The organism is Schaedlerella arabinosiphila (genome assembly GCF_003885045.1).
Lineage (GTDB): Bacteria > Bacillota > Clostridia > Lachnospirales > Lachnospiraceae > Schaedlerella > Schaedlerella arabinosiphila.
On sequence record NZ_RHJS01000002.1, the window covers coordinates 881786 to 901465 of the forward strand.

The 19680-nt window shown below is 51.4% G+C and carries 13 protein-coding genes and 2 pseudogenes; 12 read left to right on the forward strand and 3 right to left on the reverse strand.

The window, feature by feature from the left end; all coding sequences use genetic code 11:
- Positions 1-114: 114 nt before the first annotated feature.
- From EBB54_RS04560 to EBB54_RS04585, 6 genes are all read left to right on the forward strand, one after another.
- Positions 115-1485 (forward strand): MFS transporter, encoded by a 1371-nt coding sequence (locus EBB54_RS04560; protein WP_125126540.1) that lies wholly within the window; start codon positions 115-117, stop codon positions 1483-1485.
- Positions 1486-1507: 22 nt separating this feature from the next.
- Positions 1508-3940 carry a glycoside hydrolase family 2 protein gene (locus EBB54_RS04565; RefSeq protein WP_125126541.1) on the forward strand — a complete coding sequence of 811 codons (2433 nt, stop codon included), beginning with the start codon at positions 1508-1510 and terminating at the stop codon, positions 3938-3940.
- 418 nt (positions 3941-4358) lie between these two features.
- Positions 4359-5684, forward strand: a complete 1326-nt coding sequence (locus EBB54_RS04570) for an IS1380 family transposase (protein WP_125126542.1) — start codon at positions 4359-4361, stop codon at positions 5682-5684.
- A gap of 246 nt (positions 5685-5930) precedes the next feature.
- Positions 5931-6947 (forward strand): hypothetical protein, encoded by a 1017-nt coding sequence (locus EBB54_RS31565; RefSeq protein ID WP_279229959.1) that lies wholly within the window; start codon positions 5931-5933, stop codon positions 6945-6947.
- 23 nt (positions 6948-6970) lie between these two features.
- On the forward strand, positions 6971-8047 hold the full coding sequence (locus tag EBB54_RS04580; RefSeq protein ID WP_125126543.1) for a tetratricopeptide repeat-containing glycosyltransferase family 2 protein: 1077 nt from the start codon (positions 6971-6973) through the stop codon (positions 8045-8047).
- A gap of 136 nt (positions 8048-8183) precedes the next feature.
- The gene (locus tag EBB54_RS04585) at positions 8184-9965 is read left to right on the forward strand and encodes an exosporium glycoprotein BclB-related protein (RefSeq protein ID WP_125126544.1); all 1782 of its coding nucleotides are present in this window, start codon (positions 8184-8186) and stop codon (positions 9963-9965) included.
- 196 nt (positions 9966-10161) lie between these two features.
- Here the strand turns inward: EBB54_RS04585 and EBB54_RS04590 are convergent, their stop codons facing one another.
- Positions 10162-10617, reverse strand: coding sequence for a GNAT family N-acetyltransferase (locus EBB54_RS04590; RefSeq protein ID WP_125126545.1), 456 nt, complete (start codon positions 10615-10617; stop codon positions 10162-10164).
- The gene (locus tag EBB54_RS04595) at positions 10586-11719 is read right to left on the reverse strand and encodes an ethanolamine utilization protein EutH (RefSeq protein WP_125126546.1); all 1134 of its coding nucleotides are present in this window, start codon (positions 11717-11719) and stop codon (positions 10586-10588) included. Before EBB54_RS04595 ends, EBB54_RS04590 begins: the two co-directional genes overlap by 32 nt.
- 102 nt (positions 11720-11821) lie before the next feature.
- Here EBB54_RS04595 and EBB54_RS32135 point away from each other — a divergent pair.
- Positions 11822-11926, forward strand: a pseudogene (locus EBB54_RS32135) (TnpV protein); the annotation flags it as partial.
- 165 nt (positions 11927-12091) lie between these two features.
- On the opposite strand, the pseudogene EBB54_RS04605 reads toward EBB54_RS32135, so the two are convergent.
- Positions 12092-12547, reverse strand: a pseudogene (locus EBB54_RS04605) (hypothetical protein); the annotation flags it as partial.
- Between the two features lie 725 nt (positions 12548-13272).
- Between EBB54_RS04605 and EBB54_RS04615 the strand changes: the two are divergent.
- The 5 genes from EBB54_RS04615 to EBB54_RS04635 all read left to right on the forward strand — a co-directional run bounded on the left by EBB54_RS04615 (position 13273) and on the right by EBB54_RS04635 (position 19605).
- The gene (locus EBB54_RS04615) at positions 13273-13989 is read left to right on the forward strand and encodes a DUF3879 family protein (protein ID WP_004069404.1); all 717 of its coding nucleotides are present in this window, start codon (positions 13273-13275) and stop codon (positions 13987-13989) included.
- 275 nt (positions 13990-14264) lie between these two features.
- Complete coding sequence (locus tag EBB54_RS04620) at positions 14265-15422, forward strand: MFS transporter (RefSeq protein ID WP_125126548.1); 1158 nt, start codon at positions 14265-14267, stop codon at positions 15420-15422.
- A 15-nt stretch (positions 15423-15437) separates the two neighbouring features.
- The gene (locus EBB54_RS04625; protein WP_125126549.1) at positions 15438-16610 is read left to right on the forward strand and encodes a PucR family transcriptional regulator; all 1173 of its coding nucleotides are present in this window, start codon (positions 15438-15440) and stop codon (positions 16608-16610) included.
- 253 nt (positions 16611-16863) lie between these two features.
- Positions 16864-18252, forward strand: a complete 1389-nt coding sequence (locus EBB54_RS04630) for a GntP family permease (RefSeq protein WP_125126550.1) — start codon at positions 16864-16866, stop codon at positions 18250-18252.
- Positions 18253-18372: 120 nt separating this feature from the next.
- Positions 18373-19605, forward strand: a complete 1233-nt coding sequence (locus EBB54_RS04635; protein ID WP_125126551.1) for a glycerate kinase type-2 family protein — start codon at positions 18373-18375, stop codon at positions 19603-19605.
- The last annotated feature ends 75 nt before the right edge of the window (positions 19606-19680 follow it).

Genomic DNA, 19680 nt, shown 5'->3' on the forward strand with positions numbered 1-19680 from the left:
AAAGACTGTTTTTGACATTGAAAACGAAAAACAGACAAGGTACATTAAATACAACAGAAGTTCAAAGCGCGCGAATAGAACAGATGGAATGAAAAATGAGGAAGGTATTTACTTATGAGTAATCAGAACAATCAAGAACAAAGCTTACCGCTGATCCGCAAGATCGGATACGGCGTAGGAGACGCGGGCTCCAATTTCTGCTGGACATTTGTTGCGTCCTTTATCATGATTTATTGTACGAACACACTGGGAATCAGCGCTGCGGTCGTGGGGACGCTGATGATGCTGTCCAAGGTCCTGGACGGTATCACAGATATCTTTATGGGACGTATCATCGATGCCACACACAGCAAGATGGGAAAGGCAAGGTTTTGGTACTTTGTCAGCTCCTTCCCGGTGGCGATCTTCACATTCATCCTGTTTAATGTGCCGGCCGGCTTTACGGAAAATACGAAGTATGCTTTTATTTTCGTCATTTATACCCTGATCGGGGCGGTATTTTATACCATGAACAATATCGCCTATTCCACGCTGACCGCGCTGTGTACAAAAAATCCAAAAGACCGGGTACAGATGGGCAGCTACCGATATGTGTTTGCCGGTGTTGCGATCCTGTTCCTGAGCTTTTGTACCAGCGGCCTGCTGGAATATTTCGGAGGCGGGCAGAAGGGATGGAGGGCCGTATCCCTGATCTATGCAATCATCTGTCTGGTGCTTTTGCTGGTGCCGGTATTCGCGGTACGTGAATTGCCGGAAGAAGCGTTAAGGGAAGCTTCGGGGATGGATCAGAGAAAAGACGAGTTCGGATTTTTCCAGGGGATTGCCCTGCTGTTTAAAAATAAGTATTTCCTGCTGATTCTTGCGCTTTATCTGGTGAAATACATGGGAAGCGGAATGACTGCCGGCCTGGGCATTTACTTCGCAACCTATCAGTTAGGAAATGCGTCTCTGCTCGGCACACTGAGCCTGGCGGGTATCCTTCCGTCGGCGGTTGCGCTTCCCTTTGTCCCGCTTCTGACCTCCAGATTCGGAATGAGCAAAGCGGTAATGACATCCAATATTGCGGGGGCGCTGGGCTGTATTCCGGTCGTTATAGGCGGCCTGACCGGTAATTTTCCGCTGGTTCTCATCGGCATGGTGATCAGGGCGGTTACCTCCGCGCCCCAGACAGGGGCGATGAATGCGATCATCGCGGAAACGGATGAATACAGTCATCTGAAGTTCGGCCGCAGGATGACGGGAATGATCTATTCCTGCTCTTCTGTCGGAATCAAAGTAGGAACAGGACTTGGGACGGCGCTTTGCGGATTTATCCTGGATCTGGGCGGATTTGACGGAATGGCAGAGACACAGACGGCAAGGGCGGTGGCGACGATCAACTGGTCTTACCTGCTGGCGGTGATCGTGCCGATGGTTCTTGCGGCGGTTCTGTTCTACTTTATGAAAGTAGAGGAAGAAAATAAGAGGATGAAAGCAGAAAGATAGAAAGGTAGAAGGGAAAAGGCATATGCAGAGACTAAATTTTAACCGTGACTGGACGGTAAAAAAAGTACCCCGGGGACTGGCAGCTTCCGTGCCGGAAAGCGAAGGGCACAAAGTGACGCTGCCCCATGACGCCATGGTCTGGGAGGAGCGCAGCGGGGCATACGCATCTGGGAGCGCAGGCGGCTATTATGCAGGCGGCTATTATGAATATGTGAAAAATTTTTATGTGGACGAGGCAGAAACAGAGGAAACGTTCCTCCTTGAATTTGAAGGGATTCAGCACAGCGGCCATGTGTATGTAAACGGCGTGTTGGCAGGAAGCGTGGAGGGCGGCTATAGGAGACTGCTTCTTGATATTACGCCTTACCTTCGTTTCGGAGCGGAAAACCTGGTTTTGGTAAAAGCCATCAACACGGCCATGCCCAACAGCCGGTGGTATACGGGCAGCGGCATTTACCGGCCGGTGTACCTGTACAAGGGCGGAAAAATCAGGATCGACGCGGACGGCCCGCGGATTTCCACTCCGGAGATTTCCGAGGGGATTGCGGCGGTGAAAGTGGAGACGACGGTCAGATACGACGAGAAGATTCGAAAGGCGGTCGTACTGAAAACCGAAATCATTGCGCAAAACGGAAGTATTGCGGCAAGCGAGAGCTCCCCCATGACGCTGTTCGGGCAGGACAAAACCCTGCAGACCCAGCGGATCTATGTAAAAGAGCCGGCATTGTGGTCGGTGGACAACCCTTGTCTTTACCGATGCAGAGTGACCCTCTGGGACGGGGAGACGGTTTTGGACACGGCAGAGAGTTCCTTCGGCATCCGCAGGCTGGAACTGGATCCGGTCAATGGGCTGCGGCTCAACGGCGAGAAGATCCTGCTCCGGGGCGGATGCATCCATCATGACAACGGCCCGCTGGGGGCGGCGACCCTGGAACGGGCGGAGGAACGGCGAATCGAACTGCTGAAAAAGGCAGGGTTTAACTCGGTCCGCATTTCCCATAATTCTTCTTCGAAGGCATTGCTGGACGCGTGCGACAGGCTGGGCATGCTGGTGATGGAAGAAAGCTTTGACATGTGGACACAGACCAAAAGGCCCTTCGACTATTCCCTGGTGTTTGCGGACAACTGGGAAAAAGACCTGGAGGACATTGTGCAGAAAGACTTCAACCACCCCTGCGTGTTTATGTATTCCACCGGAAATGAGATCAAGGAGATCCACACCCCGGCCGGCGCCCAGTGGAGCAGAAGGCTGGCAGAAAAAATCCGCAGCCTTGACACCACCCGCTATGTGACCAATGCGATCAATGGCATGATCGGTATTATGGGCGACCTGCCGGTGGTGATGGAGGATATGGGAATGACTGTGCCGGAGAGGACGCCGGGGGGCGGAATCAACGATACGATGACCGCGCTGATGGGAGCGATGAATTACCTTTCCTCCCACCCGAAGGTGGAAGAGGGATTAAAGGAAGCCTACGGAACGCTTGACCTGATCGGCTTAAATTACATGCGGGATGTGTACGATCAGATGAAGGAATATCCGAACCGTGTATTTTACGGGGCGGAAACCCTGCCGCCGGATATCGCGCCGAACTGGAAAAAAGTAAAAGAACTGCCGGCCTGCATCGGGGATTATACGTGGACGGCATGGGATTATCTCGGGGAGGCCGGGATCGGCATTGTGACTTACGACGGCCGGCTGAAATTTGCCAAGCCTTACCCTGCGTATCTGGCTTTCTGCGGTGACCTTGACATTACCGGATACCGCCGGCCCATGAGTTATCTGCGGGAAATCGTATTCGGGCTGCGCAAAGCCCCCTATATCGCGGTGCAGCCGCCGGAGCATTACGGCATAGAACCCATGTGCACGCCCTGGTCGCTGCCTGAGACGGTTTCCTCCTGGACGTGGAAAGGGCATGAAGGGAAACACTGTGTGGTGGAGGTCTATTCCGACGCGCCGGAAGTTGAGCTGTTTGTAAACGGAGACAGTGCGGGCCGCAAGCCTGCCGGGGAAGCTCAGGATTACCGCGTCCTGTTCGACACGGTTTATGCGCCCGGCGAGATCAAAGCGGCGGCTTATTATGAAGATGGGTCCAGGGAGGAGTACTGCCTGTGTACGGCAGAAGATGAGGTATCCCTGTGCATGACGCCGGACCGGGCTCGGATCGGAAAAGACGACCTTGTCTATGCGGCCATTGAGCTTCGCGACGCAAAGGGAACGCTGCAGACGGCGGCAGACCGCAAAGTGTGCCTGAAAGTGGAAGGCGCCGGGTATGTGCAGGGATTCAGCTCCGCAGATCCATGGTCCGAGGAGAATTTCTTCGATGAAAGCAGAACCACATACTACGGCCGGGTTATGGCGGTGGTGCGTTCGGGAGAGGATTCCGGGACGATCCGGCTGATTGCTCAGGCGGACGGGCTTGAAGCGGTGTCTGTAGAAATAGAAGTTGAATAACGGATATTGCCTGTTTTTATCCCCGGTCAGCTGCTGTACGGACTGACCGGGGAATGCTGACTGCGCGGCAGCGATATTCCTCCTCCATATATACGCGCAGACATTCTTTCATACATTCTATATTCGTTTCCGTGGGGGCTCCCCATCTCTAGATGAAACCACTGTGCAGCTTTTTCAGCGATCCTCTCATGTTCCAATCATTTTAGGATGTTCAGCATTGCCTCATTTTCTTTTGGGAGCGCATAAAACATAACCTAGATTATTCACGGCACAGCCGTGAAAGTGGCTGAAAGCCACATAGTTACTATGTTTTAACTGAATATTGCTTTTCACCTGTCAAGTGAATGAAAAAAGAGCATCCACTTGTGATAAAATTAAGGTGTCTAATCTCAAATAATACCAACAAAAGGAGCCCTTTATGAGTATTGTAAACACCTTACCATTAGAAAGCAATAGACAGATTAAAATAAATTTTGACGGAGGAGATTTATCCTCCGATGCAGGCTTACTTCTCATCAAAGAATTCGTAAGCAAACTTGGTATTGATAAGCTATTAGGCAAAGCTTTCAAGACCAATGATTCTGCATTATTCAGATACCATACGGATCAGGAAAACCTACTCCAGATGATATATATGATCATTGCCGGTTATTTCAAGGATGATGCTTCCGATGAACTGACGAATGACCCCGTATTCAAGTCCATACTTGAAAAAGATGCCCTTGCATCACAGCCTACTGTTTCAAGATTCTTTAACCGTATGGATGAAAATACTTTAAACCAGTTTCTTGCGATTGGCAGAATACTTCGGAATAAAATTTACAGTATTCAGATGCCTCAGGCTGTTATTCTGGATCTGGATTCCACTCTTCTTGATGCATACGGCAAACAGGAAGGCAGAGCCTTTAACTTTCATTATCAAAGCAATGGTTATCATCCACTTGTTTGTTATGATGGAATGACTGGAGATCTGATAAAAATCCAACTTCGTGACGGAACACAGTATTCCTGCACCGGAGTGGTTGACTTCCTGCAGCCGATACTTGATGAATACCTGAATGATTATCCGGAAATCCGTATTCTGCTTCGTGGTGACAGCGGTTTTGCTACGCCTGACCTTTATAAGCAGTGCGAGGAAAATGGCGCAGGCTATGTGATTCGGCTGAAAGAAAATGGCATGCTCCGTGAAAAAGCCTCCTATCTTGTGGATGAGCTTGATGCGAGCACAAGGAATAACAAAGTTGATTATGCGGTAGTTTATGGTGAATTTATGTACAAAGCAGGTTCATGGCCTTATGAAAGGCGCGTGGTATGCAAAGTTGAAAAACCGGAAAACCAAATGGTTTACCTATACACATTTATTGTCACAAACATGGATTCTTCACCGGAGTATCTCATCAAATTTTACTGCAAGAGAGGGCTGATGGAAAACTTCATCAAAGAAGGCAAATCCGGTTTTGATTTTGCATCCGTAAGCAGTCATACCAGAATGGTAAATGCCAACAGACTTCAGGCACACGCTCTTGCATATAACATATTTAATTGGTTTAGACGATTGGCGTTATCAGCAAACATGCGAAAGCAACGCATTGATACCGTCCGTTTAAAACTGCTGAAGATTGCTGCGAAAGTAATTCATTCAGCAAGATATATCATATTCAAGCTGTGTAGCAGTTGCCCTTATAAGAACGAATTCAATGAGACACTTTCAAATATCGGTAAGCTAAATGTACAGCTGGAATAGCAGCTATTAACGAACCTTGACAGCTTAACAACTGCTCTAAATGCTGTCACAGGGATTTTATGCCCTTTTGACGGGGGCATTGAGTAATGTTATGGCTGTATGGATCAATTTTCAGATTCATGGTACAGTTATCAATTCAGATACTGTTCCGTGAATAATTCGGGCATAATTATATTTTATGCATATAATTTATTAAACCCATCGGGAAATCAAATTTGATACCGAATATAAATGAGGTGGTTTTGATTGAATAACTATAATGCAAACTGGATGTTTCATCCGCCGAACCGGTCCGGCATGGGAAGAAATTGCAATAGAAATTGTAATAGAAACACGGGCCGGCCGTCCGCCTGCAATGCGCCTGAGCCGAACATGGCCCAACCCGAGCATTCCCTATATTCAGATCGCGCAGGCGCGGAGGGGTGTGATTTTTCCTGCGGTCATAAGCATGGATCGGGAGGACAGACAGAAACGCCGGATTTGCCGGGATGTCCCGGAGACTGTGCAGACGCATGCGTGCCGGGATGCCCTGGAGACTGTGCAGATGCATGTGTGCCGGGATACCCCGGAGACTGTGCAGACGCATGTGTGCCGGTTTGTCCCGGAGAATGCAGAGAGCCAGGGGCCCGGGGACCAAGAGGAGAGCCCGGTCTGCCGGGGTGCCCCGGAGAACGGGGAGAGCGGGGAGAGACTGGCCCCCAGGGGCCGAGAGGGGAACCCGGTCCGCCGGGATGTCCCGGAGAGCGGGGGGAGATTGGACCCCAGGGTGTCACCGGGCCTCAGGGGCCGCAGGGAGCAACAGGCCCCCAGGGACCCAGGGGAGATCCAGGCGCACGGGGGCCGGCAGGTCCGCCCGGTTACCCGCAAAACAGTATCTTTGCGTCATTTTTAGGTCAGGAAGTGATCCTGCCGGAAAAAACCAGCCTTCCGCTGAAGACAGATATACCGGATGTTACCCGGAATATCACTCTGTGCAATGAGTATTCCGTATCGCTGACGCCCGGCTGCTATGCGGTCTGCTACTATATATCTACGGTCATGAAAAGGCATGGTTTTATCAAGCTTGCGCCAATCTTTAACGACAGTGTACAGACGGTATATGCCGCATACGCAGAGGCGTCAAAAAGGAAGGAAATGCTTGTTTTATCCAGATATTTTATCGTCCGGATACCCGATGCGTCCACGCTGTTTTTTTCATGGACATCATCATGCGTTTCCAAAATCAATATGAATATGAGTATCGTAAAGCTTTACAGAGAATAATCGAACAAGGAGGGTGAATCGACATGCCGACAATCAGTCTCTGCATGATCGTCAAAAATGAGGAAACGCATCTTGCGCGCTGCCTTGACAGTGCAGCGGAGCTTGTGGACGAAATCATTATTGTGGATACCGGTTCGACGGACCGGACAGTCGAAATAGCGTCTGAGTATACATCCAATGTCTATTCGTATCCGTGGAAGGACGATTTTTCCGATGCAAGAAATGATTCTTTTTCCAAGGCCTCTATGGATTACTGTATGTGGTTGGACGCGGATGACATTCTGGAGGAAACGGAAAAGGATAAGTTTTTGCAGCTAAAACAGACTTTGCCGCCGGATGCAGACATTGTAATGATGAAATATAATATTTCTTTTGATGAAGCCGGAAATCCTTCTTTTTCTTACTTCAGGGAAAGATGGATCAGGAACTGCTCAAAATTCCGCTGGGTAGGTGCAGTCCATGAGGTGATTCCGCAAAGCGGAAATATCATTTATTCGGATATTGCGGTCTGCCACAAAAAAATCACGTCCGGAGACCCTGACCGGAATCTGAATATTTACCGCAAACTCCTTGACAGGGGAGAACGTTTAGAGCCCCGGCATCAGTACTATTTTGGGCGGGAGCTGTACTATCACAAGCAATATGAAGAGGCGGTTTCTGTACTGGAACAATTCCTGCTCTCGGCGGATGGATGGGTTGAAAATAAAATAGAAGCCTGTTCGGTCTGCGCCAACTGCTATTACCATCTTGGGCAGGAACAATCCGCGCTGGATATTCTTCTGCGCAGCATGAGCTTTGATTTGCCAAGAGCGGAATTGTGCTGCGAAATCGGGAAACATTTTCTGGAACGCGGAGATTATCATACTGCGGTCTACTGGTATGAGACTGCGCTGAACAGACCGAAAAATCATTTTTCCAATGGATTTGTCCAGCCGGACTGCTATGATTATGTTCCTCTTTTGCAGCTATGTGTATGCTTTGACAGAATGGGGGACAGAAAAAAAGCGAAAGAATACAACGAAAGGGCGGGAGCGTGTAAACCTTATTCCAAAGCATATCTTTATAATAAACAGTATTTTGACAGTCTGCAGATTTCTTGATTGGGAGGGCAAACATAAAATATATTCTGTTTTTTCTGGAAAAATGTAACAAATATTTCCGCTGACCATAAAATATTTGTATGAAAAGATACTTTTTAAGTGTTTTTTCAGATAATTTGGAAAGGATATGATGTTTATGGATAACAGAAATTCATGCAGCAGTTGTCAGAATCAATGCTATCCTCCCCGTTGTGAACGAGGGCCTGTGGGGCCCAAGGGAGATCAGGGTCCTGCAGGCCCGCAGGGGATCAAAGGGGATACCGGCTGTCCCGGCCCGAAGGGTGACAAAGGCGATCCCGGCCCTATGGGACCGCAGGGGATTCCAGGCACTCCCGGAGCACGGGGACCCAGAGGAAATCCGGGGCCGGTAGGGCCTACCGGAGACACGGGGCCGAGAGGCTATGCCGGCCCGAGAGGTTATGCCGGACCGCAGGGTATTCAGGGAATCCAGGGTGTCCGCGGTGATGTTGGCCCCAAAGGTGATCCGGGATGCGAAGGTCCGAAAGGAGATGCGGGCCCCCAGGGACCGGCAGGCCCCCAGGGACCGATAGGACCTGTGGGACCCCAGGGAGATGCGGGACCTCAGGGGCCAAGAGGGATTCAGGGCCCAACCGGAGCCACCGGCCCAACCGGCCCTATGGGCCCGCAGGGTGTGACCGGTCCGCAGGGGATTCAGGGTGAAACCGGTCCAAACGGCCCCCAGGGACCGAAAGGATGCCAGGGAGATGATGGTCCGATGGGCGCTACCGGTCCTACCGGAGCCGATGGAGCTACCGGAGCAACAGGTCCCACCGGAGCCGATGGAGCCACTGGCCCCACCGGAGCGACCGGGGCCGATGGAGCAACAGGTCCCACCGGAGCGACCGGAGCTGATGGAGCAACAGGTCCCACTGGGGCGACCGGAGCTGATGGAGCGACAGGTCCCACCGGAGCGACCGGAGCTGATGGAGCGACAGGCCCCACCGGAGCAACGGGGGCCGATGGAGCAACAGGTCCCACTGGGGCGACCGGAGCTGATGGAGCAACAGGTCCCACCGGAGCAACGGGAGCTGATGGGGCGACAGGCCCCACCGGAGCGACCGGGGCCGATGGAGCAACAGGTCCCATCGGAGCAACGGGAGCTGATGGGGCGACAGGCCCCACCGGAGCGACCGGGGCCGATGGAGCAACAGGTCCCACCGGAGCAACCGGAGCGACCGGGGCCGATGGAGCGACAGGTCCCACCGGAGCAACCGGAGCGACTGGGGCCGATGGAGCAACAGGTCCAGCCGGAGCAACGGGAGCCGATGGAGCGACAGGTCCCACTGGAGCGACCGGAGCTGATGGAGCAATTGGTCCCACCGGAGCAACCGGGGCCGATGGAGCGACCGGAGCCACCGGCCCCACTGGTGTTGCTGGTACGGGAGCAATCATTCCATTTGCATCCGGGCTGCCGGTTTCATTGACAACAATCGCCGGAGGGCTCGCGGGAATCCCAGCATTCGTTGGATTTGGAAGCAGTGCGCAGGGGCTTACGGTTTTGGGAGCCTCAATTGATATCACAAATGCAAGCGGAACACTTTCGAACTTTGCATTCCAGGTTCCGCGTGCCGGAATCATTACCTCGTTCAGTGCATTTTTCAGTACCACAGTAGGACTTTCGCTGCCAGGTTCCACAGTTGCAGTAAGAGCGCAGATCTATCAGTCCGCAACGCCGAATAATGTATTTTCTCCGATTGCCGGAACACTGATCAACCTGACGCCGTCGCTTACGGGAATCGTCTCTATTGGTACACTGCTGAACGGTTCACTTACAGGACTGAATATTCCTGTAACGGCTCAAACCCGGCTGATGCTGGTATTTTCAGCGACAGCAAGCGGTCTGACGCTGCTCAATACAGTCGCAGGATATGCAAGCGCCGGCTTAAGTATTAATTAATGATATGCTGATACGAACAGAAACATGACATGAAATAAAAACAATTCCAGCTGTGCGGTTGGATGCTCCAGGGAGCATCCAACCCACTTATCCATTCGCAAAAATCGTGCTGACGCACTCTTACGTCTGCTAACGCAACCGCACATCTGGAAATAATTCCCAGAGGTTTCGGGATTCCGGACCTCTGGGAAAGTCTTTAAGCCTCTCTGTGAATATACATCCTGCTAAGCGTTGGTTCGCCGTCTCCCTGTACCATACAGAAAAATTCCCAGCCATAGCGTTCATAAAAAGAAGTATGATCCGTAACAAGATAAAGCGTATCCACTCCCTGCTCTTTCATATCCGTGCAGACCGTATGCAGCAGCTCACCCGCGATTCCCCGGCAGCGATAGTCCTCCTCCACATATACGGCGCAGACATTGGGCGCTAAGTCCCTGCGGTTATGAAAATCATTTTCAATGACGCCCAGACCTCCCACGACGGTATGCCCCTCCAATGCCAGATACCATTGTGGTACCGCCGCCTTTTGACAGAGACATTCGTCGATACTTTCTATATAGGCTTCCAGGGGGACTCCCCATTTCTGATGAAACCACTGCGCGGCTTTTTCGGCCAGTTCCTCATGCTCCCGTAATTTTAGGATGGTTATCATTGTCACATTCCCCTTTCTGAAATGAAATGTTCGATCCGTCTGCCTGTCCGGTCAGAAGCAGCGCGGCCGCTGCGCCGCAGAGCCCTCCCGTCAATTTGGAGAGAAGAAGCGGGAGGATCAGGTCTGGTTCCGTCCCGAAGGTGAATCCCATGTGGGCCGCCAGTGCGGAAGCGCCGCACACCAGAAAGGCGGCGTTTACCACTTTGCCCCGGGCATCCATCTCCTTCATCATGGCGATGGCGGGAACCGGGCTTACGATTCCCATGAGAAGGCCCGCCACGCTGTTTCCGTTCATGCCGGTTTTTTGGCCCGCCCAGTTCAGGGGCTTTTCCAGAAGCCGCCGCAGGATTTCCGCAACAGGAAGGCTTCCCAGCATCACCACGCCGATGGAAGACACCACGGCCATCGCCTCCTCGATGGGGGCAAGCCCTTTGAGGAGACGGAAGCCGGTCATATATTCCACCGCCCCTGCGGTCAGCCCGACGGTCGTCAGAAACCCGATGCCTGCCGCAAAATATCCGAAGCCTTTGATCGTTTGATCCGGGAAAAAGCGGATTCCGGACATGAACATCAGGGAGAGCAGAAAAACCGGAAGGCTCTGGAGTAAAATTTCCACGATACCCAGTCCGCAGAACAGCCCGCCCATGACCAGCGACACAGGCATCATGCCCAGGCCGATGAGTATTCCCCTGGCGAACAGGGGCCGCTCCTGCCGGGAAATCATCCCCATCCCAACGGGAATGGTGAAGGTGACGGTGCACCCGAAGGTAGCCCCTGCCACGATCCCGGCGTATCGTCCCACCGAAGGCGCGTTCGCCAGTTCCATGGAAAGCTGGTAGCCGCCCATGTCAATTGCCAGAATCCCGCCCAGGATTCCCGGGTCCAGTCCGGACAGGTTCCACAGCGGGACAAGGAACTGCTTCAAAAGCCCGGAAAGGAGTGGGGTCAGGCAGATGATCCCTGCCATGGAAAGGGCGGTGGCGCCCAGAAGCATAAAGCCTTCTTCAAACCGCTTTCCAAGCCCCAGGCGGTTTCCGCAGATCCTGTCCAGGCCGCCGGCCGCCGCACCCGCGGCCATGATCCACATGATGGTTGTATTCATGGTTTATCCGGTCTCCTTCGTGTTTTGTATACCCAAAGGGCATCGTATCGAACGTAGCCTGTCCGTTATTATAGAGTGAAAAAGGGGAAAGATCAAGAGCGAATTGTAACGTATCCAGCTCATCATTGGGAAGGCGACTATCTGATTCCCGACCTGAAACTTTCGGATACAACGGAATATCAGATCGGGAAGTATGGACGGATGAGAACGCATTTGTATGATTTTGAAAAATTTAAAATCGGGGATTGACAGGACGGAAGAAATTGCTTATTATTGAAAGCAAGAAATGGGTTTTCACCGTACATCTTGCTGCGGCTTGCTCGTTTCTTTTTTTATTGCTAAAATATCATACAGATATTTCCTGCCATTTTAAGCATGGTTAATCAAAAGCCGGGCATGGAAGATATTGTATCTTACAAGCGTATTTTCCTCATAGACCGGGAGGGCAAAACGGACATCATACCTATACCAGCCGTATTTTGCGTTTTTATTGTGTTTTTCCTTGTGGTTTTCTTCAAAAACCGGGTTAGATGCTATCTGGATCAGCTCAGGTATCGCAGTGGCGGCATTTGCTTTAGCTTTTGCATTTGCGCCCATGAGGTTTTTCCGGCTTTCTGATTCCGTGTATTCTTCCGGCAGTTCACTCCCGATAAAAATATGCTCTGCATTTTCAGTGATTTCGTAATAGTCCCCGACATATCCTTCGAGATACCGCTTTACATCATTCCAGTCAATCTGACGTTTGCCCTTGAAACGGATATCGTTAATCAAGACCAGTTTTTTATCGTCCGCATCGGTTATGATATTTACATTCCTGTTTTCAATCATCTCTTTTATTCACCTTTTTCTTTTCGCTTGATTTGTAGACATTAAACAGGTTCTTGTACTTCTGGCTGCAAAATTCATTTCCCTTCCGGCTTGCGACAAAGGCTTCTTTCAGTTCTTTTTCCGGAGCCTTGTGCATGGCGGCAAGCCCGACATTTACGGCATCAATGATAAGCTGTTCAAATAAATTTTTTGCCCAAAATCTTTTTCAATCCATCAATCCTGCCACATCATCTGATGTAATATTTCTTACTATTATAAACAGCTACTTGTCATCGGTCAAGCTGTCCGATGTCCTTTTCTTCTGTACTTCGTTTTCCAAAAAATATTTTTCGTCAAGTGTCATTGGCAGGCTGTTTTCCTTCCTGTATGTGAGTATGCCGCCGTAGAGCTTCCGTATCTTTTTCAGTGCGGTTTCACAAATACCCCTGATATTATTAAAAATATGACTCCTGAGCAGTTGAATGAGAAGGTCAATGAGGCTTTAGAAAATAATGAGTCTGAAAACATCAGAAGATGGAGAGGCAGATGAAAAACAAGTATGCAGAAAGTTTACAAACACACTTGACAATATCTCGACGTTCACACGGGCTGTCAGTTCAGTGAATCGGAATTTTTCAATCAAAATCAACAATTTGGGGAAGCTTCCTTAAAAAAATCTGCTAAATTGACGATATATTAGTAAAGTGCATAGCCAAAAGGAATTTATATGTAAGGAGGATTACGTTATGTCAATGGCTGTAGGTTATAAGCCTTATACAGGTGCAATTAATACAAACAGCGCACGATACAAACGTGCGAAAGCAATGTATGACGAAGGACATCCCAACGGAGAAGAAACGAAGTCTGCTGCGGAAGTGAAGGTTGAAAAAGATTTGCAGAATCTGAAAATGCTTAAGCAGATGCTTGGGCAAAAATATGATGACCTTGATTTAAAATTTAAAAATCCGCTTGAAGCAGACGAAGAAACATTTATTCGTAATTATATGGGACTCTTTGATGAGGACGGTGATTTCGTAAATCCCTATGGTGTAGCGGGAATGGACATTACAGGGAAAGACCCGTCTGAATTTCATAAAATAATCGATGTTTCCGAAACTGCCCGTCAAGATATGTTTGATGAAACGATGCGCCATTTCATACAAGAAAAAGGAGTCGCCAATGGCGATACAACAAAGCGTACTGAGGTTTTTACACGCTATCAGTTAAGCGTTAAAAAATCAGATCGGTTAAGCGGTACATGGACACTTGGACAATATGAGCGAATGTATACAAAAGCATTTTACGAAGCTGTAAGAGAAGCAAACCCCAACTGGCAGCTTGGGCAGCCATTTGATACAAGCATTGTACGCAATATTACCCGCGAAGATGTAGAAAACCGCATTGTAAAAGGCGACAGCGAATTTTCATTAAAACCGAGGGCATCTTTGGATGTTAAGGCATAATGTTACTGTTCACACGGCATGATCTATCAAACAGAGAACCGTGAGTTCTAACTTGACAATCCCTCCGATGGAGTGTATGCTGTAAACATCTATTCGGGAGGGATAACATGATGAATCGTCCGTTTTGATCTGCAGCTGCATAGTTTTGCGACACAGACGCTGTACCGCAGGGTTACGGGCCGCTTTGTCTCAGCGGATCCTGGTTCTGCCAGTGTCTTTTTGTTGTATTCAAAAACAGGCGACTGCTTTAAAAAACAGAAAGGACGTATTCATCCATGAAACGAAATATCTATCTCATGTATGCCATTGCATTTCTGCAGGGCATGGTATTTTACGGGCCGGTGGCGACGCTCTACCGGCAGGCGCAGGGGGTCAGTGTATTCCAGATCACCCTGATCGAAAGCATTTCTCTCATTCTGTGTATCCTGTTGGAGGCGGCGTGGGGAATCGCCGCGGACAAGATCGGGTATCGGAAAACCATGATCTTCTGCTGCATCCTCTATTTTTTATCCAAGCTCGTATTCTGGCGGGCGTCGGGCTTTGCCGGATTTTTAACGGAGCGCGTTATGCTCAGTGTGGTGATTGCCGGCATGTCAGGTGTGGATACCAGCATCCTCTATCTTTCCTGCAAAGGGGAAAACAGCCAGAAAGTGTTCGGGATCTACCACAGCCTGCAGACGGCGGGACTGCTTACGGCGGCAGCGGTATTTTCCCTGCTTGTCCGGGAAAATTATCCGCTCTCCGGGCTGCTTACGGTGCTCAGCTACGGGATCGCGGCGGCGCTGTCGCTGGCCCTTATAGAGGTGGCCCCGGAAGGGGAGCGGCAAAGCGGTGCAAAAGGGCTTCGGGAAGCGTTGTCCGAGACATTTGGCAGCCGGCAGCTTCTGATGTTTTTGATCGGATCGGCGCTTTTGAATGAAACCCACCAGACGGTCACCGTATTTCTGAACCAGCTCCAATATAAAGCATGCGGCCTGGGAAATGCAGCCATGGGATATATCTACATCGCAGCCACGGTGCTGGGAATGTGCGGAGTCTGGTCCGCCCGGTTTACAAAGCGGGCCGGAATCCCGGCGTCGGCCGCCATATTGAGCGCAGCTTCCGCGGTCTCCTGCCTGGTACTGGCGGGAACGAAGAGGGCGCGGCCTTCGGTGTGTGGGATTTTGATGCTGCGCGTCTCCAACAGCCTGTTTCTGCCCTTTCAGATGGAAATGCAGAACCGGCAGGTGAGGACCCAATACCGGGCCACCGCGCTGAGCATCCAGGCCATGCTTTTGGACAGCATCGGCGCGGGAACCAATCTGGCGTTCGGCGTACTGGCTGAGAGGCATCTGGCGGGGGCATTTCTCTTTGGGGCGGGGATCTGCGCCGGGGGCGCGGCGCTGCTTTTGAAATCGAGCCGGAACTTAGGGGAAAAACAGGCGAAATCATAAAGGCTGGTGAAGAAGATGTATATATCCAAAATTGCCGCGCAGGCTATTGTAGAAGAAATCGGGGAGGAGATCCACGAACATATCAATATGATGGACGCTACGGGGGTCATTATTGCCAGCACAAATTCCGCCAGGATCGGTCAGATGCACGAAGGCGCCAGGCGGATCATCCAGGAGGGGCTGCCGGAATTATATATTTCCGGGGACATGGAGACGGAGACCACCAGGCGGGGCATCAACCTGCCTTTGGTGGTGCGCGGGGAGATTCTGGGAGTGGTCGGCATTACCGGAGAAAAAGAACGGGTGATGGGCTACGGAAAGATCGTCCGGCGCATGACGGAGATCATGGTGACGGACAGCATCCAGAAGGACAAAAAGCGGTACGACCAGAGGGTGCGGTACCGTTTTATAGAGGAGTGGATTGAAAAATCCTCCGCCGGTTTTTACAGCCGCAATCTGATTGACAGGGGAAGGCATCTGGGAATTGACATTGAGAGGCCCTACCGGGTGATGGTCCTGTATTTCCGGGACTACCACAAACTGTCGGATACTCTGGAGGGGCAGAAGCTGCTGGAGGAAATGGAGGCGTCCATAAGGCATGAAATGGAGCGGTGCGGATTCCCTTATCTGCGGGAGCCCCCCAGACAGATCTGCCTGATTCCGAAATGCAGCGACGCGCAGATGAAAAAGACGGCGGAAAAGCTGTCCGGGATGATCCGGCAGAAATATGACCGGGATGTGGCTGCCGGTTTTGACAGCGGACAGGGCAGCGGAGAGGACATTGCGCAGGGCTGTGCCGAGGCGTTCAGGGCTGCGTCCCATGCGGTGACCTGGAAGGAGCCCTTCTATTATTATGACGACCTGAACATCGAGTTATTTATCAATGAGATCTCGGAGGCCGCAATGCTGGAATACCTGGATAAACTTTTTGGCCGGGATTCCGGGGACCGGCTGGGGGACTATATGCACCTGATTGAACAGTATTTTGCCTACGAGGGCGCTGTTGGAAAGATGGCGGAATCGCTGTTTATGCATAAAAACACGCTGCAGTACAAGCTGAAAAAGCTGGCCGAGGTTACAGGAAAGGACATCCGCAGGCCGTCGGACGCGGCGGTCTATTACATGGCGCTTGCGTTTTATCAGAAACTGCATATGGAACGGACGCATTTTCCGGATATGGCGAAGTGATAAAAAAGTTGGATAAATTAACGGTTTTTTTGAAAAAACAGACCTTTTTTCTGTGCAAAAATCTGGCGGAATCTCGAGGGTTATGTTACGCATAACAAAATAAATAAAAATATTTGTGTCATATAACATTTACCGAAAAAGTGAAATGTGATATCCTTTAAGACATAAAGCACAAAGAAAATGCATAAAATATAAGGAAATTGTGCGTTTTGACGATTGATTTGTGCGTAAAAGTCAAAGGAGGAAGAGAGATATGACAGGAGTTCCATTTTTAATCGTGTTTGTTGTGGCTATTGTAGTCATGATCGTGATGATCAGTAAGTTTAAGATTCATCCGTTTCTTTCCATTTTACTGGTTTCACTGCTGCTGGGGCTGATCGGGGGGATTCCCTTTGCGGCCGTTACAGATGCGGACGGCAATACTGTGGACGGTATCGCGACGGTCATCGGAAGCGGATTTTCATCCACATTTACCAGCATCGGTATCGTCATTATTTTCGGCGCTATGATCGGAACCTTTCTGGAGGCGACCGGGGCGGCATTGAAGCTGGCCGACATGGTGGTAAAGCTGGTGGGGCCGAAGCACCCGGAGCTGGCCATCGAGCTGATGGGCTGGGTGGTATCCATTCCGGTGTTCTGTGATTCCGGATTCGTTGTGCTCAATCCCATCCGTAAGGCGATGGTGAAGAGGACAGGGGCTTCTTCGGTGGCGATGACGGTCTGCCTTTCCGCAGGTCTGTACGCGTCCCACGTATTTATCCCGCCCACACCGGGGCCCATTGCGGCAGCCAATACGCTGGGCGTGGGAAACAGCCTGCTTCTGGTGATGGGGCTCGGCGCGCTGGTTTCCGTACCGGCTCTGGCGGGTGCCTGGTTCTATGCGAAATATATTGGGAAAAAGGTGCATTCCAACGATGAGTCGGATCATGAAGGCGTGGTACAGAGCTATGAGGAGCTGGTCGCTTCCTACGGTAAGCTTCCGTCCGGATTTATGTCGCTGGCGCCGATTATCATACCGATTATTTTGATGGCGATGTCCAACGTATCCTCCATACTGGGCTGGAGCGGCGGTCTGGCGGCTGCCTGTACATTCCTGGGCACACCGATCATCGCGCTGGCAGTTGGCGTGGTATTCGGCATCATTGTCCTGGTGCAGGCGGAAATGGTTGAGAAGCTGTATGATCTGACAAATGATACGTTAAAGACGGTAGGCCCGATCCTGTTCGTGACAGCGGCAGGCGGCGTGCTGGGAAAGATCATTTCCTCTACCAGCCTTGTGACCTTTATTACGGACCATGCAAATGTACTCCAGTCCATCGGGATCTTCTTCCCGTTCCTGCTGGCGGCGATCCTGAAGTCAGCGCAGGGCTCCTCTACGGTTGCGATCACGACGACCGCGGGAATCATGGCGCCTCTGATGGGAGCATTGGGAATGGATTCTACGGTGATGTCCGTGCTCTGTGTTATGGCCATCGGCGCCGGAGCAATGACCGTGTCCCACGCCAACGATTCCTATTTCTGGGTAGTTACGAACTTCGGTGAAATGACGCCGGATCAGGGATATAAGACGCAGACGGCAGTGACGCTGGTGGAAGGCATTTGTTCCATCGTATTCATCTTCATACTTTCACTGTTCCTGTAAAGAGCGGCCGCAGGGAGAACAACTATAGGGAGAAGAATCATTTTCGGACAAAAGCGGCTTTGGCAGCGGATCAGGCGTCCATAAGGCATGATCCATTCATAGATCAGGAGGAAAGCAGATATGGGATTGAGAGAAGACGCGGATCGGATCGTCCGGGAATCCATCCGGAGGGTGCTGCCGGATGAGGCGGTATCCCGCGCTTTGGCAGGAAAAGATTTCGGAAACGGAAGAGTCTATGTGGTGGCCGCGGGAAAAGCGGCCTGGCAGATGGCAAACACAGCGGCGGAGATTCTGGGGGACCGTATGGAAGCCGGTGTGGCCGTGACGAAATATGACCATGTAAAGGGTGACATCCCGGGGATGAAATGTTTCGAGGCCGGACATCCGGTTCCGGACGCAAATTCATTTGCCGGAACCCAGGCGGCCCTGGAGCTGGTGGAAAATCTCCGGGAAGAGGATACGGTGCTGTTTCTGCTGTCCGGAGGCGGAAGCGCGCTGTTTGAAAAGCCGCTGATCCCGGAGGAGGAGCTGGCCGATATTACGAAGCAGCTTCTGGCCTGCGGCGCGGATATCGTGGAGATCAATACCATCCGGAAGCGGATTTCCGCGGTAAAGGGCGGAAAATTTGCCAAACTATGTGAGCCGGCCAGGGTATTCGGCATTGTTTTGAGCGACATACTGGGGGACCCCCTGGATATGATCGCATCCGGTCCGGCCTATCCGGATTCGACCACCTGTGCCCAGGCGGCGGCCATCGCGGAAAAGTATCAATTAAAATTAAGCGAAAAGGCCAGGGAGCTGCTGGGGCAGGAGACGCCGAAGACGCTGCGCAACGTAGAGACTGTGATTACAGGCAGCGTGCGCAACCTCTGCCGGGCGGCTGCGGATGCCTGCCGGGAGCTTGGATATGAGCCGGTGGTGCTTACCGACCAATTGTCCTGCGAGGCAAGGGAGGCCGGGGCGTTTCTGGCGGCCATCGCAAAGAGCCATCAGGAGAGCGAAAAGAGCCTGGCCTTTCTGGCAGGCGGCGAAACCGTGGTGCATCTGACCGGAACCGGGATGGGCGGCAGGAACCAGGAGCTGGCGCTTGCGGCGGCCCAAGGGATCGCGGGGCTTTCGGATACCGCGGTGTTCAGCGTCGGGAGCGACGGAACCGACGGGCCCACCGACGCCGCCGGAGGATACTGCGACGGGACGACGAAAGAAGCGCTCCAGAAGCAGGGGATCGATATCTACCAGGTGCTGCGGCAGAACGACGCGTACCATGCGCTGGAAAAAAGCGGCGGTTTGATCATCACCGGAGCGACCGGCACCAATGTAAATGATGTGGCGGTTGTGCTGATTAAAAGGTGAGAAACAGATAACGGATAAGGAGCAGGTTACAGACGTGGAAGCTGTGACCTGCTTTTTTGATACCATCGTATGCAG

Coding starts and splice junctions, on each gene's coding strand:
- EBB54_RS04580 (WP_125126543.1), top strand. CDS start 6,971: ATGCCGACAATCAGTCTCTGCATGATCGTCAAAAATGAGGAAACGCAT.
- EBB54_RS04585 (WP_125126544.1), top strand. CDS start 8,184: ATGGATAACAGAAATTCATGCAGCAGTTGTCAGAATCAATGCTATCCT.
- EBB54_RS04635 (WP_125126551.1), top strand. CDS start 18,373: ATGGGATTGAGAGAAGACGCGGATCGGATCGTCCGGGAATCCATCCGG.
- EBB54_RS04570 (WP_125126542.1), top strand. CDS start 4,359: ATGAGTATTGTAAACACCTTACCATTAGAAAGCAATAGACAGATTAAA.
- EBB54_RS04560 (WP_125126540.1), top strand. CDS start 115: ATGAGTAATCAGAACAATCAAGAACAAAGCTTACCGCTGATCCGCAAG.
- EBB54_RS04615 (WP_004069404.1), top strand. CDS start 13,273: ATGTCAATGGCTGTAGGTTATAAGCCTTATACAGGTGCAATTAATACA.
- EBB54_RS04625 (WP_125126549.1), top strand. CDS start 15,438: ATGTATATATCCAAAATTGCCGCGCAGGCTATTGTAGAAGAAATCGGG.
- EBB54_RS04595 (WP_125126546.1), bottom strand. CDS start 11,719: ATGAATACAACCATCATGTGGATCATGGCCGCGGGTGCGGCGGCCGGC.
- EBB54_RS04565 (WP_125126541.1), top strand. CDS start 1,508: ATGCAGAGACTAAATTTTAACCGTGACTGGACGGTAAAAAAAGTACCC.
- EBB54_RS04630 (WP_125126550.1), top strand. CDS start 16,864: ATGACAGGAGTTCCATTTTTAATCGTGTTTGTTGTGGCTATTGTAGTC.
- EBB54_RS04590 (WP_125126545.1), bottom strand. CDS start 10,617: ATGATAACCATCCTAAAATTACGGGAGCATGAGGAACTGGCCGAAAAA.
- EBB54_RS04620 (WP_125126548.1), top strand. CDS start 14,265: ATGAAACGAAATATCTATCTCATGTATGCCATTGCATTTCTGCAGGGC.